A 14,566-nucleotide genomic window follows, 5' to 3' on the forward strand; every position below is an offset into this window, starting at 1 on the left:
GCGAGGCGCGGCGGCCGGCGCAACCTGACCATCGTCCGGGATGCGCAATCGTTCATCAATGCTCGATAAGGATGAGACGGTTTGCGGCGCAAGGATGCCTCAATCCGTTCTACGCCTCAAACCTTGTCACGCCGCCACGACAGGCGCCAGTAGCGTTCGGGACGGAAGGCCGACGCGCCTGCCAGCGACATGTCAGGCTGCTGCGCATCGAGCGGATCAAGCGCCAGGCTGCTGCGTGCGGCCAATGCGCGTTGCCGGGCGCGGCCGACGTCAACCTCCGGCCCGACATCCAGCGGCGAGGCCAGGATCCTGCGGCCCAGCAAATCGGCCAGGCGTTGCTGGACGGCCCCCGGCTCGGCCTCCGCGACCTCTTCGTAGGTCACCCACTCCACGCGGTGGAACAGCGCGCGCAGGGTCAGGCAAGCCTCGGACACGCGCACGTGCGCGGCAGTGCACAGTCCAAGCGGCATCAGAACGACACGCGGCCGCAGCGCGGACACTGCCGCGGCCAATGCGCCCGTCAGGCGTCCCTCCTCGCCGCTTTCCAGATACTCGTCGTGCAGTAAATCCATCTGCACGCCCCGCACGCCAAGCAGCGACAAGGCGCGATCGTTGCGGGCCCGGCGGTCAAGAACGGCCTGCCGGCCGTTCTTGACACCGCAGTCGCGGTCCGCCGCGGTGTTCGCTTCGGCCACCAACGGCAAGCCGGAGTACACCGTCAGAACGGTGCTGTCCGGACGCGCGGCGAGCAGCCCCGCACAACTGACGACAGCGTCGTTGAAGCAGGAAGAAACCGCGACCACTCTGCCTTCTCGAAGCATCCCGTCCTCGCTGTCCGGCTTACCAGTACGGGGGTTGGTTGTAGTACTGATGGATGCCGCGCGCCCAGGTCTCGTCCGCCATGCTGGGCCAATTGTCCTTGTCGAACCCCTCCGCGTTCTTGAGCACGTCCTTGTCCACATTCAGCACGAAGCACTTGCGGTCGGTATCCAACGTGAGCGCGCTCCACGGAATGGCGTACAGCTTGTCGCCGATGCCAAGGATGCCGCCGCGCGACAGCACGGCATACGCAATACGGCCGCGTGGCACGTCCACCATGATTTCCTGGATGCTGCCCAGCGTTTCGCCGGCGGGGTTGTACACGTCGTTGCCTTCCAGGGTGCTGGCCGCCATGACTTCCGGTCCGGGTCCGCTTGGATCGCTCTTCGGGCCGCCCACGATCTTGGTTTCACCTTGCGCCTGGCCGGCGCCCGTCAATGGTTGGTTCATGGTGAGTCTCCTTCGATGAATGGTCCGCGTGGCGAACGGCTCGCCACGCGGACCACCATCAAGCAAGCCGTGTGCCAAAGCGGCGGAGTGTTGTCTGCCCGGGACCAGCGCCTGGAGTAGCGGCATTTTTTACATTCGTCCCCACAAAAATGCCGGGGCCGGCCCTGCAGTGCGCAGAGCCGGCCCCGGCGGTGGCGTTGCGCCCGGCGGGCGTTAGCGGCGCTTGCCGTGATCCGACATCATGCAGATGCCGGCCAGCACGCCCAGCAGCACCGCGCCTGCGATGCTCTTCCAGGCGTTTTCATGCACGTAGTCGTCCGTCGCGTGCGATACCTCGCGTGCCCGCGACCACGCGGCGCGTTCCCAGCCGCGTGCCTGATCGCGCGCGGCGTCCAGCCGCTGCTTGAGCTTGTCGCGCGCGGATTCGATTTCGGATCCGCTGTAGCTGGCAGTGCTGCGCAGCAGATCCTCGGTGCCCGAAATCAGGTCACGCATCGTTTGCGAAGACGTGTCCGACGAGTGAAACATATCGCGCAGCCTATCTCGCTTGTTCATGAGTTCTCCTTGAAAAACTGCGGGTCGCTCCCCCCGCGGCACGGCGCACGCGGAGCGCGGCCCGCAGGCCGCATGCCTTGCAGGACCGTCACAGATGGTCGATGCCCGGCGTCTGCTGCGGGTCCAGACCCGGCATGGGATTCGGAATGCTGTCGGGAGGCCAGTTGCCTTTCTCGTCCTTGCCCGTTTCCGGGACATCCGGCTTGGGTTGTTCGGCGGGCGAATGGTCGGGCGTTTGCTGACCGCCCTGCCCGGGCTGTTGGGAACTCGTCCCTCCGGTATTTGCCATGATGTGCCTCCTGAAATGAAAAGATCGTCGGGCCGGCGTGTCAGCCCGCCCACCATTGCTTGATCGTGGCGCGAAGCGCGGCGCCGCCCGAGGCGGCATCTTCCTTGCGCAATGCCTTGAAGTACGCGCCGATCTGTTTGGCCGGAATGTGCGGGGGCAACGGCGGCATCTCGGGATCGGTCACCATCTCCAGCACCACCGGACTTCCTGCTGTCAGGGCGCGGTCCCACGCCGGGCCCACGTCGTCGGGGCTGTCGACCCGGATGCCTTCCAGGCCCAGCATCCGGCCATACTCCGCATACGAAAACTTGGGCAGCCACTGCGAATCCGGAAAACGCGGATCGCCGCCCATCACCCGCTGCTCCCACGTCACCAGGTTCAGGTCACCGTTGTTCAGCACCATGACGACCAGCGTGGGGTTGGTCCAGTCCTTCCAGCGATGGGCGATAGTGATCAGTTCGTTGATGCCCAGCATCTGCATGGCGCCGTCGCCCACCAGCGCGATGACCGGCCTGTCGGGATAGGCCACCTTCGCCGCGATGGCGTACGGCACGCCGCAACCCATCGTGGCCAGCCCGCCCGACACAGATCCCATCATGCCCGCCTGAATGTCGACGTTGCGCGCGTACCAGTTGGCGGCCGAGCCCGAATCGCACGTCAGGATGGTCTGCGGCGGCAGCCGCTTGGACAGCTCCAGGAACGGCCGCTGGGGATTGATCGGCTTGGCGTCGACCATGGCGCGGGCATGCACCGTCTCGCGCCAGGCGGACACCTGCTTTTCTATCCGGTCACGCCAGCGGCGCGCTTTCTTGGGTTCCAGCAGCGGAATCAACGCCTCCAGCGTCAGCCGGCTATCACCCACCAGGCCGATTTCGACGGGATAGCGCAGACTGAGCTTGCGCCCGTCGAGGTCGATCTGCACCGCGCGCGCCTGGCCTTCCGGGGGCAGGAATTCCGCATACGGAAACGACGTCCCCACCATCAATAGCGTGTCGCACTCGTTCATCATGTCCCAGCTGGGCTGCGTGCCCAGCAGGCCGATGGCGCCCGTCACATAAGGCAGGCTGTCCGGCAGCACGGCCTTGCCCAGCAGCGCCTTGGCCACGCCCGCGCCCAGCAGCTCGGCGACCTGGCTGACCTGTTCGCCCGCCTGCAGCGCGCCGGCCCCGACCAGGATCGCCACCTTTTCGCCGCGATTCAGGATGTCGGCGACGTTGCGCAGCGCGTCCGGCCCCGGCACGGCGGCGTGGGATGTGATGCCGATGCCCGTGTGCACCGTGCCGTGCTCGCGCGGCGGCACCGGCACGGCCGGCAGATCCTGCACGTCGTTCGGAAAGATGACGCAGGTGACGCTGCGGCGCTCCAGGGCGATGCGCATGGCGCGATCCACCATGTGACGCGCCTGCTCGGCGGTCGTCGCCATCTGCACGTAGTCGTGCGCGACATCCTTGAACAGGCTGATCAGGTCGACCTCCTGCTGGTAGTCGCCGCCCAGTGCGCTGCGCGCCTGCTGCCCGACCAGCGCAACTACCGGCTGGTGATCCAGCTTGGCGTCGTACAGACCATTGAGCAGGTGGATGGCGCCCGGCCCCGACGTCGCCAGGCACACCCCCACCTGACCGGTGAACTTTGCGTGCGCGCAGGCCATGAATGCCGCGCTTTCCTCGTGACGGGCCTGTATGAATTCCAGCGGCTCCTCGGTGCGGCCGAAGGCGCCGATGAGCCCGTTGATGCCATCGCCGGGGTATCCGTACACCTTGCGCACACCCCACTGCGACAGCCGCTTCAACACGAAGTCCGACACTGTTTCCATACATTTCTCCCGGCGGTCGTCGTTGAAAGCGACTGCATTCAGCAACCGCCGTTCCTGGCCCCGATGGGAATTTGGGGGTCGTGCGCAGATAAAAATTACAAAGCGCTCGGGCGATAGGCGTTGCGCGCGCCGCCTGTCCATCATTTGGATGACAGGTATTTCTGCTGCATTGCGCAATTTTTAGTGCGGGCCATGGTTTGGGCACAGCGCTTGCGTAAGGAGAGGCCTCGGCGTAATCGCGATCGAGTCGCAACTGTCTCGACCGGCCTATCAACTGGAGCAAGCATGGCAAAGACGAGAATCCTGATCGTGGCGGGAGAAGCTTTCCCTCTGGCCAAAACAGGCGGCCTGGGAGATGCGATAACGGGGATGGCGCGCGCGCTGATCGAGGCGCGAATGCCCCTGAGCGTGATGTTGCCCGGGTATCGGGGCGTCAAAGCCAAGCTGAACCGCGTCCGCCAGGTTGCCACGCTGCAGGACCTGCCGGGCGGCCCGGCCGCGCTGCTGGAAGGCAAGTGCCCGCAGTCCGGCATCGACTACCTGATTCTGGAAAACGATGCCCTGTATGACCGCGGCGGCCTGTATGTCGACGAGCACGGCAAGGAACATCCGGACAATGGACTGCGCTACGCGGCGCTGGCGCACGCTGCCGTGCGCGTGGCGGCCGGCCTGCCGGGCGTCATGCGCCCCACACTGGTGCACGCGCACGATTGGCACGCCGGTCTGGTGCCGCTGCTGCTGCGCGCCGCAGACCTGCCGGACGTCAAAAGCGTGATGACCATTCACAACCTCGCGTTCCAGGGCCTGTTCCCGATGGCCCACGCGGACGAGTTCGGGGTGCCGGAATGGGCCCGCAACGATGACGGCGCGCAGGCCTGGGGCCAGCTCAATTTCCTGAAGGCTGGCATCCGCTACGCCGACCGCGTGACGACGGTCAGCCACACGTACGCCCGCGAGATCATGACCCCCGCATTCGGGTGCGGCCTGGACGAGCTGTTGCGCAGCCGTGCGGACGACCTGTTGCCGATTCCGAACGGCATCGACGACGTGCTGTGGAATCCTGCGCGTGATCCGTACCTGCGCAGCCATCGCTATTCCGTCCGCGACCTGACCAACAAGATCCACTGCAAGGCCGCGCTGCAGCGCGAGTTCGGCCTGCGCCCGGATCCGGGCGCGACGCTGATGGGCATGGGCAACCGCCTGACTGAACAGAAAATGGCGGACGTCGCCGTGCACGCGCTGCCGGAAGCGCTGGACCGCCACCCCAACCTGCAGATCGCAATCCTGGGCCAGGGTGACCACCGGCTTGAAGAAGCGTTGCAGGACATCGCCCGGCGCTACCCGGGGCGCTGCAGCACCCACATCGGCTACGACGAGGGCATCGCCCATCGCCTGCACGCGGGGTCCGACATCTTGCTGCACGCCAGCCGCTTCGAGCCTTTCGGCCTGACGCCGCTCTACGCCATGCGCTATGGCACGCTGCCCATCGGGTCGCGCGTTGGCGGCATGGCCGACACCATTCAGGACCCGGGCCCGCGCGCGCCGCTCTCGGCCATGTCATCGGCCACCGGCCTGCTCTTCGAAGGCGACACGCCGCAGGCGATGAGCGCCGCCATCGAGCGCGCAATCGATCTGCGCGCCCACGGCATTCTGTGGCGGCTGATGCAGCGCAACGCGATGAATACCGACTTCGGCTGGCGCGCCGCCGTCAGCCTGTACGCCAGCCTGTACCGGTCGCTGGTCGAGCCGAACTACCGCGATGCAGCGCCCGCCCCTGCCTTGCAGCCGGCCAGCGTTTCCGCCGTCAACCGCCGCCAGCCGCGCACAGGTAGCGCCATGCCAGCCGCCATCTAAGGAGCGACACCGGTGTCCCATCCCGCCGTCCCCGCGCCGTCCCGCGCCCCGATACGTCTTTATCACGCCCGCAACGGCCTGCCGGACGGCGAAGCCGCCGTCCAGGCGCTGAGCAAACGGCTTGCCCAACGCGGCTTCAACGCCGTGCTGGTGCCGGCCCCCTGGCTGACTGGGCCGCAGCCGGGTTCGCTGGCCGCGCAGGACGCCGACACGGCGATGCGGGATGGGCAGGCAACGCCGATCATCGAGTGGTACACGCAGGCCTCGGCGCAATTGTCGGCGCATGGATTGGCGCTGTTCGTGGATGTGATTCTGGACCGCAGCGCGCGCAATGCCGTGGCGGCAACCGCCGCGCCGGGCTGGTACCGCTCGCTGCACGAAGAACCCGCGCGCGATCCGCGGCTGACGCAGGAAGAGCGGGGGGTGCTGCATTTGCCCGAAGGCGCCCTGCCCCCCGGATTTCTGACCGCGTGGACGGAACGTCTGCTGGGCTGGGCCCGTAGCGGCGTGAAAGGGCTGGTTTTCCAGGCGCCCCACCGCTTGCCGGCAGAGGCTTGGCGTGAGTTGGGCGGCGCGCTGCGTGCACAGAATCCCGACGTGCGGCTGCTGGCGTGGACACCCGGTCTGTCGCCCGCGGATCTGGCGGCCTTGCGCGACGCGTCGTTCGACGCGGCGTTCTCGTCGCTGCCGTGGTGGGACTTCAAGTCTTCATGGCTGGCCGAAGAAGACGCGCGGCTGCGCGCCATCGGCGAGGTCATCGCGGCGCCGCCGCAGTCCGGTGCGCTGCGCCCAACGGAGGACGGCAGACGCGCCATCTGGAGCGCGGCCGTCACCGGCGATGGCTTGATGCTGACGGACGAGGACGAACGGCGGCTGCCGGATGTGGAAACGGTGAACGCCTGGTTTGCCGGACCGCGGCTGAAGGGGCCACTGTGCATGCTGGGCGGCCGCGATGGCAGTTGCACGGCGCTGCTGCGCGACGCGGGCGACGGCGCCACGCTGGCGCTGGCGATCAACCCCTCGGCCACCCAGGATGCGGCGATGGACTGGGACGCGCTGGCGCCTATGCTGCCGCCGGCAGATCTCGTGCCGTTCACCCCGCCCACCGGTCTGCAGAATCAGGCCAACGATCTGGCGGGCGGCGAGTGCGCGATGCTGATGTTCCAGCCGACGCAGCCGGTGCGCGACGCCGTGCGCCATCACCGCACCCGGGCCGATGATCTGGCCAACCAGCGCGTCGCGCTGGAGAACATCAGTCCGGCCGTCGATGGCGGGGCCTATCCCGTCAAGACCATTCCGCACGCGCGCATCGTCGTGCAGGCCGACATCTTCATGGACGGCCACGATCAGCTGGCCGCTGAAGTGCGCTGGCGCGCCAAGGACGAGGCCCGTTGGCACACCGTGCCCATGACGCGCGGCCTGAACGACCGCTGGGAGGCCGCCTTCCGGCCGCGCCGCATCGGCGCGCATGAATTCGTCGTCGCCGCCTGGTTCGACGCGTGGCACACATTCACGCATGACATCGAGGTCAAGCACCAGGCCGGCCGCGACCTGAGCCTGGAAGTGCACGAGGGCCTGGCGCTGCTGCGGGATGCCCTGGCGCGGGCGCAGGCGGGCTCACCCGCCGGCGCTGACGCAGAGCCGGTGCGCGAGGCGCTGGCCGCCTTTGCGGACGCCGACCTGGGCAACCCCGTTCCGCCGACGGCCGAGCAAGTCGCCGTGCTGCTCGATCCCGCGCTGGCGCGGGCGATGCACGAACTGGACGACCATCCGTTTGAAGCCGTCACCGCCATTGCCTACCCGGTCTGGGTGGACCGCGTCCAGGCTTGCCATTCAAGCTGGTACGAGCTGTTTCCGCGATCGCAAGCCGCCGAACCCGGGCGCCACGGCACCTTCGACGACGTGATCGCGCGGCTGCCCGACGTGCGCGAGATGGGCTTCGACGTGCTGTACATGCCGCCCATCCATCCGATCGGCCAGCGCAACCGCAAGGGGCGCAACAACAGCCTGCGCGCCGAGCCCGGCGACGTGGGCAGTCCTTACGCCATCGGCGCGCAAAGTGGCGGGCACGACGCGATCGAGCCCGCGCTGGGTACGCTCACGGAGTTCCTGAACCTGGTGGATGCCGCCGCGCAGCACGGCATGGAGATCGCGCTGGACTTTGCCATCCAATGCTCGCCGGACCACCCGTGGCTGGCCCAGCATCCGGACTGGTTCTCGTGGCGGCCCGACGGATCGCTGCGCTACGCCGAGAATCCGCCCAAAAAGTACGAGGACATTGTCAACGTGTCCTTCTATGGCGGGCAGAATCGCCGCGGACGCAAGCTGGGCCTGTGGCGCGCGCTGCGCGACGTGGTGCTGTTCTGGGTGAACCATGGCGTTCGCATCTTCCGCGTCGACAATCCCCACACCAAGCCGCTGCCGTTCTGGCAGTGGCTGATCTGCGAGGTCCAGGCCAAGCACCCGGACGTCATCTTTCTGTCCGAGGCCTTCACGCGCCCGAAGATGATGTACCGCCTGGCGAAGATCGGCTTCACGCAGTCGTACACCTACTTCACGTGGCGCAACGAGCGGGCCGAACTGGAAGCCTATCTGCAGGAGATCTCGTCGCCGCCCGCGGCCGACTTCTTCCGGCCGCATTTCTTTGTGAACACGCCGGACATCAACCCGTTCTTCCTGCAGACCTCGGGACGCCCGGGCTTTCTGATCCGCTCGGCGCTGGCCGCGCTGGGGTCGGGCCTGTGGGGCGTCTACAGCGGCTTCGAGCTTTGCGAAGGCGCGGCGCTGCCGGGCAAGGAAGAGTATCTGGACTCCGAAAAATACGAACTGCGCCAGCGCGACTGGCACGCGCCGGGCAACATCCGCGCCGAAATCACACGCCTGAACCAGATCCGACGCGCCAATCCGGCGTTGCAGACGCATCGCGGCCTGACGCTGACCACCAGCACCAACAACCGTGTGCTCGCGTTCTACAAGTCCACGCCGGGCCACGGCAACGTAGTGCTGGCCGTCATCAGCCTGGATCCGTTCCAGGCGCAGCAGACGCGGGTCGAGGCGCCGTTCTGGCTGTTCGGCGAGGCCGATGCCGGCCAGCTGTCGGCCGAAGACCTGCTGACGGAAACCCGCGAGACCTGGCACGAGAAGCACCGCACGCTGACGCTGACCCCCGACCAACCTTATCGCGTGTGGCGGCTTTCGCTGCACGGATGAAGCCCGCGCCCAACGCCATGATGAGTAAATCCCAACCCATTCAGGACGATCCCCTCTGGTACAAGGACGCCGTCATCTACCAGTTGCACGTCAAATCCTTTTTTGACTCGAACGGCGACGGCGTCGGCGACCTGCCAGGCCTGATCTCCAAGCTGGACTACATCGCCAGCCTGGGGGTCAACACCATCTGGCTGTTGCCCTTCTACCCCTCGCCGCGCCGCGACGACGGCTACGACATCGCCGACTACCGCGGCGTGCATCCGGACTACGGCACCATTGCCGACGTGCGCAAGCTGATCCGGGCCGCGCACGCGCGCGGCCTGCGCATCATCACCGAGCTCGTGGTCAACCATACGTCGGACCAGCACCCGTGGTTTCAACGGGCGCGCGCGGCCAAGCCCGGTTCGGCGGCGCGCAATTTCTATGTGTGGTCCGACAACGACAGGGCTTATGCCGGCACGCGCATCATCTTCTGCGACACCGAAAAGTCGAACTGGACCTGGGACCCGGTGGCCAACGCCTATTTCTGGCACCGCTTCTATTCGCATCAGCCCGACCTGAACTACGACAACCCGCAGGTGCTCAAGGAAGTGCTGTCCGTCATGCGCTATTGGCTGGACATGGGCGTGGATGGTTTGCGCCTGGACGCGGTGCCCTACCTGGTCGAGCGCGAAGGCACCAACAACGAGAACCTGCCCGAGACGCACGACGTGCTCAAGCAGATCCGCGCGGTGATCGAGGCCGAGTATCCGGGCCGCCTGCTGCTGGCCGAAGCCAACCAGTGGCCCGAAGACGCGCAAGAGTATTTCGGCGCGGGCGACGAATGCCACATGTCCTTCCACTTTCCGCTGATGCCGCGGATGTACATGGCGATCGCGCAGGAAGACCGCTTTCCGATCACCGACATCATCCGCCAGACGCCCGACATTCCGCCCACCTGCCAATGGGCCATCTTCCTGCGCAACCACGACGAGTTGACGCTGGAAATGGTGACCAGCCGCGAACGCGATTACCTGTGGAATGTCTATGCCGCCGAGCCGCGCGCCCGGATCAACCTGGGCATCCGCCGCCGCCTGGCGCCGCTGCTCGAGCGTGACCGCCGCCGCGTCGAGCTGATGAACAGCCTGCTGCTGTCGATGCCCGGCACGCCGGTGCTGTATTACGGCGACGAACTGGGCATGGGCGACAACGTGCATCTGGGCGACCGCGACGGTGTACGCACGCCGATGCAATGGTCGCCGGACCGCAATGGCGGTTTCTCTCGCGCCGATCCGGAGCGCCTGCCGCTGCCGGTGTTGATGGGACCCTTGTACGGTTACGAGGCCGTCAACGTCGAGGCGCAGCAGCGCGACCCGCATTCACTGCTGAACTGGACGCGCCGCCTGCTGGCGCAACGCGGCCAAAGCCATGCCTTTGGGCGCGGCACGCTGCGTTTCATCTTTGCCGGCAACCGCAAGATCCTGGCCTACCTGCGGCAATGGGAAGACACCACGATCCTGTGCGTCGCCAACCTGTCGAACGCGGCGCAGCCGGTCGAGCTTCACATGCAGGAGTTCAATGGCCGGGTGCCGGTGGAGATGCTGGGCGGCACGCCCTTCCCCGCCATCGGTGAACTGCCTTACCTGCTGACGTTGCCGCCCTACGGCTTTTACTGGATGGACCTCAGCCAGGACGCCGCGCCGCCCGGATGGCATGCGACGGCGCCCGAACAGATGCCCGAACTGATCACGCTGGTGCTCAAGACGCGCGGTGGCGCGGCGCTGACCGATGCGTCGCGCGCCACGCTGGAACGTGAAATCCTGCCGCAGTATCTGGCGCGCCAGCGCTGGTTTCCCGGCTCCGAACCGCCCTCTCGTGCGCGCCTGGCCTACGCCACCCCGTTCGAATCGGCGGACGGCGAATACTACTGGGCCGAGATCGAGCCCGAGGACGGCGCCAAGGGTATCCGTGCGCAGGCGCCCTTCGTGCTGGTCTGGGACGAAACCGCCGTCATCCAGTACGCGATTGCCCGCGTGCGCCGCGGCGCCGAGGTCGGTGTGCTGGCCGACGCCTTCCTGCAGCCGGGGTTCGTGCGCAGCACGCTCAAGGCCATGCAGGCCGGTGCGGAGCTGGACGGACGCAGCGGCGGCAAGCCGGGCGACAAGCCGGGCGTGATCCGCTTCCTGCCCGAGGCCGGCCTGAAAGACATGGACTTCGATGGCGACGTGGACATGCATTGGTTGTCGGGCGAACAGTCCAACAGCTCGGTCATCGTCGGCAACCAAGTCATCCTGAAGATCATCCGCAGCGTGCAGCCGGGCCTGTCTCCGGAATCGGAAATGACGCGCTACCTGACCCGCGCGGGCTACGGCAACATTCCGCCGCTGCTGGGCGAAGTGCAGCGCATGGACGCCGACGGGATCGTGCATACCTTGGCGGTGGCCCACGGCTACGTGCCCAACGAGGGCGATGCCTGGAGCTGGACGCTGGACTTCCTGAAGCGCACGCTGGCCAACGCGCTGCTGGTGGGGACGTCGCCCGAGGAGTACGAAGAAACGCTGCAGGGCTACGCGGTGATGGCCGCAACCATCGGCGAGCGCCTGGGCCAGATGCACACGGTGCTGGCGGCGCCCACCGATGACGCCGGCTTCCAGTCGCGCCCGGCCAGCGAGGCCGACGCCGAGGCCCGGGCCGAACAGGTGCGCGCGCTGCTGGACCGCGCCGAAAAGAACCTGCGGACTGCGCTCGACAAGCTGGAAGAGCCGTCGCGCGCCTGCGCCGAATGGTTCTTCGAGCATCACGCGCGCCTGGCCGAGCGGGTGTCCGCCATGGCGCAGGCCGAAGCCGGGTCGCCCTGGCTGCGCATCCATGGCGACTTCCACCTGGGCCAGGTGCTGGTCGCGCAGACGGACGCGTACCTCATCGACTTCGAGGGCGAACCGATCAGCAGCCTGGAGGCGCGGCGCGCGCTGGCCTCGCCGTACAAGGACGTGGCCGGCATGCTGCGCTCGTTCGACTACGCGGCGGCATCCATTGCCCGCACCGACCTGATTGGCGGCGCGCATCTGGACGCCAACGCGGGCGCGGACGAGGTGCCGGCGCCGACCGTTGCGCCGGCCGAACAACGCGACGCACTTTTGTCGCGGTTCCGGCAGCAGGCGTGCGCCGCCTTCCTGCAGGGTTACCGCGGCGCGCGCGGTGGAGACCTGGCCGACGGCGCGGACCGCGAGAACACGCTGCTGACGCTGGCGCAGCTTGAAAAGGCCGCCTACGAAGTCAGCTACGAAGCCGCCCACCGTCCGGACTGGATCTCGATTCCGCTGTGCGCCCTGACCGAACTGGCGCGCAGCGTCCTGCTTTCCGCCGCCATCGACGCTGAAGGAAAAACGCCATGAGCGGAGCTCAAACCTCTTCGCCCTCCGCCGATGTGGCGGAGGGTCATATCAACCCGCAGGAACTCACCGCGCTGGCCCACGGGCTGCATGACAATCCGTTCGGCGTGCTGGGCCCGCAGAACGGCTGGCTGCGCGTCTTCGTGCCCGGCGCCTCAAAGGTGGCGGTCCTGGATCCGGACGGCGAACGCACGGCATTGACGGAGCAGGCGCAAGGTCTGTTCATCGGCCGCGTGCCCTACGCGCAGGCGGGTGACGGGTCGTCGTACCGCCTGGCGATCCAATGGCCGGCGGCCGAGCAGATCACCGCGGACCCGTACGCCTTCGGCGCGCTGCTCGACGACACCACGCTGCAACGGCTGGCGCAAGGCGCCTGGCGCGAGGCCGGTGAGGCGCTGGGCGCGCATCTGGTCGAGGTCGACGGCGTCAGCGGCCTTCGCTGCGCGGTCTGGGCGCCCAACGCCCGACGCGTCGCCGTGGCGGGCGACTTCAACGGCTGGGACGCCCGCCGCCATGGCATGCGGCTGCGCCATGCGGCAGGCGTCTGGGAGATCTTCATTCCGGGCGTGCGGCCTGGCGAACGCTACAAGTTCGCGATCACCGACCGCAACGGCAACCAGTTCATGAAGGCCGATCCGATGGCGCGGCGCAGCGAGATGGCGCCGGCCACGGCTTCGATCGTGGACGACCCCGCGCCCTACACCTGGTCCGATGAAGACTGGATGCAGGGACGCGGCGCGCGTCAGTCGCCCGATGCCCCCATCTCCATTTACGAAGTCCACGCCGGGTCCTGGGCAGACTGCGAGTCTGGCGTCTGCGGCTGGGACCAGATGGCCGACAAGCTGCCCGGCTACGCCCGCGCCATGGGGTTCACGCATCTTGAGCTGATGCCGATCATGGAGCATCCGTTCGGCGGCTCGTGGGGCTATCAGCCCCTGGGCATGTTTGCGCCGACCGCGCGCTACGGCCCGCCCGAGGCCTTCGCGCGCTTCATCGACCGCTGCCACGCGGCAGGCATCGGCGTGATTCTGGATTGGGTGCCCGCGCACTTCCCGGACGATGCGCACGGGCTGGCCGCCTTCGACGGCACCTCTCTCTATGAATACGAGGACCCGCGCGAAGGCTATCACCCCGACTGGCACACCATGGTCTACAACCTGGGCCGCAACGAGGTGAAGGCTTTCATGATCGCCAGCGCGATGCATTGGCTGCGGCGGTTTCACATCGACGGGCTGCGGGTGGACGCCGTGGCGTCGATGCTCTACCGCGACTACAGCCGCCAGCCCGGTGAATGGATCCCCAACCGCTATGGCGGCCGCGAAAACCTGGAAGCCGTCCAATTCCTGCAGGAGTTGAACGACACCGTGCGCGCCGAGGTGCCCGACGCGATCATGGTGGCCGAGGAATCGACCGCGTGGCCGGGCGTGACCGCGCCCGTGTCGGAAGGCGGCCTCGGGTTTCACTACAAATGGAACATGGGCTGGATGCACGACACGCTGCGCTATCTGTCGCAGGATCCCATCCATCGCCGCTACCACCACCACGACATCACGTTCGGCATGGTGTATGCCTTCAGCGAGCGCTTCATCCTGCCGCTGTCGCATGACGAAGTGGTGCACGGCAAGGGTTCGCTGCTGGGCAAGATGCCCGGCGACACGCAGACGCGGCTGGCCAATCTGCGCGCGTACTACGGCTTCATGTGGGCGCACCCCGGCAAGAAGCTGCTGTTCATGGGCGGCGAACTGGCCCAGCCCGCCGAATGGAACCACGACGCCACGCTGAACTGGAACCTGCTGGACCACGCCGGCCACCTGGGCATCCAGCGCCTGGTGGCCGACCTGAACCGGCTGTATCGCGACGTGCCGGCGCTGCACGCGCGGGATGCGGACCCGTCAGGTTTCGCGTGGACGATCCTGGACGATCAGGACAACAGCGTCGTCGCCTTCCTGCGCACCGACGGCCAGCAGCAGATGCTGGTGGTGTCGAACTTCACGCCGGTCACCCGGCACGATTACCGCATCGGCGTTCCGCGTGCCGGCCGCTGGGCCGAACGGCTGAACACCGATGCGTCCCACTACGGCGGGTCCGGCCAGGGCAACCAGGGCGGGGCTCACACCGGCGACATGGCTGCCCATGGGCAGCCGCAGGCCCTGTCGCTCATCCTGCCGCCTCTCTCGACCCTCTTCCTGATGCACGAAGGCTGAA

At 67.3% G+C, this 14,566-nt stretch carries 9 protein-coding genes; 4 read left to right on the forward strand and 5 right to left on the reverse strand.

The genetic code is table 11. The features are described from left to right. Positions 1-116: 116 nt before the first annotated feature. The 5 genes from AC6CIE_RS06265 to AC6CIE_RS06285 form a co-directional block, all read right to left on the reverse strand. Positions 117-803 carry a PIG-L family deacetylase gene (locus AC6CIE_RS06265; protein WP_286936453.1) on the reverse strand — a complete coding sequence of 229 codons (687 nt, stop codon included), beginning with the start codon at positions 801-803 and terminating at the stop codon, positions 117-119. Between the two features lie 37 nt (positions 804-840). Continuing rightward, positions 841-1,269, reverse strand: coding sequence for a PRC-barrel domain-containing protein (locus AC6CIE_RS06270; RefSeq protein WP_175121574.1), 429 nt, complete (start codon positions 1,267-1,269; stop codon positions 841-843). Between the two features lie 213 nt (positions 1,270-1,482). Then, complete coding sequence (locus tag AC6CIE_RS06275; RefSeq protein WP_175121575.1) at positions 1,483-1,824, reverse strand: ElaB/YgaM/YqjD family protein; 342 nt, start codon at positions 1,822-1,824, stop codon at positions 1,483-1,485. 88 nt (positions 1,825-1,912) lie between these two features. Then, entirely contained in the window at positions 1,913-2,113 is a 201-nt protein-coding gene (locus AC6CIE_RS06280) for a hypothetical protein (protein ID WP_175121576.1), read from the reverse strand. Positions 2,114-2,153: 40 nt separating this feature from the next. Next, the gene (locus tag AC6CIE_RS06285) at positions 2,154-3,926 is read right to left on the reverse strand and encodes a thiamine pyrophosphate-requiring protein (RefSeq protein WP_498091688.1); all 1,773 of its coding nucleotides are present in this window, start codon (positions 3,924-3,926) and stop codon (positions 2,154-2,156) included. Positions 3,927-4,211: 285 nt separating this feature from the next. On the opposite strand from AC6CIE_RS06285, the gene glgA reads away from it, so the two are divergent. Genes glgA through glgB form a run of 4 tightly spaced genes read left to right on the forward strand, consistent with a single transcriptional unit; the run spans position 4,212 to position 14,565 of the window. Continuing rightward, entirely contained in the window at positions 4,212-5,780 is a 1,569-nt protein-coding gene (glgA, locus tag AC6CIE_RS06290; RefSeq protein ID WP_498091689.1) for a glycogen synthase GlgA, read from the forward strand. Between the two features lie 12 nt (positions 5,781-5,792). Continuing rightward, on the forward strand, positions 5,793-8,990 hold the full coding sequence (locus AC6CIE_RS06295; protein WP_498091690.1) for an alpha-1,4-glucan--maltose-1-phosphate maltosyltransferase: 3,198 nt from the start codon (positions 5,793-5,795) through the stop codon (positions 8,988-8,990). A 17-nt stretch (positions 8,991-9,007) separates the two neighbouring features. Further along, entirely contained in the window at positions 9,008-12,364 is a 3,357-nt protein-coding gene (gene treS, locus AC6CIE_RS06300) for a maltose alpha-D-glucosyltransferase (protein ID WP_498091692.1), read from the forward strand. Next, positions 12,361-14,565, forward strand: a complete 2,205-nt coding sequence (gene glgB, locus AC6CIE_RS06305; RefSeq protein WP_498091693.1) for a 1,4-alpha-glucan branching protein GlgB — start codon at positions 12,361-12,363, stop codon at positions 14,563-14,565. The genes treS and glgB overlap by 4 nt, the downstream gene beginning before the upstream one ends. The last annotated feature ends 1 nt before the right edge of the window (position 14,566 follow it).

The organism is Achromobacter sp. GQ309 (genome assembly GCF_059759315.1).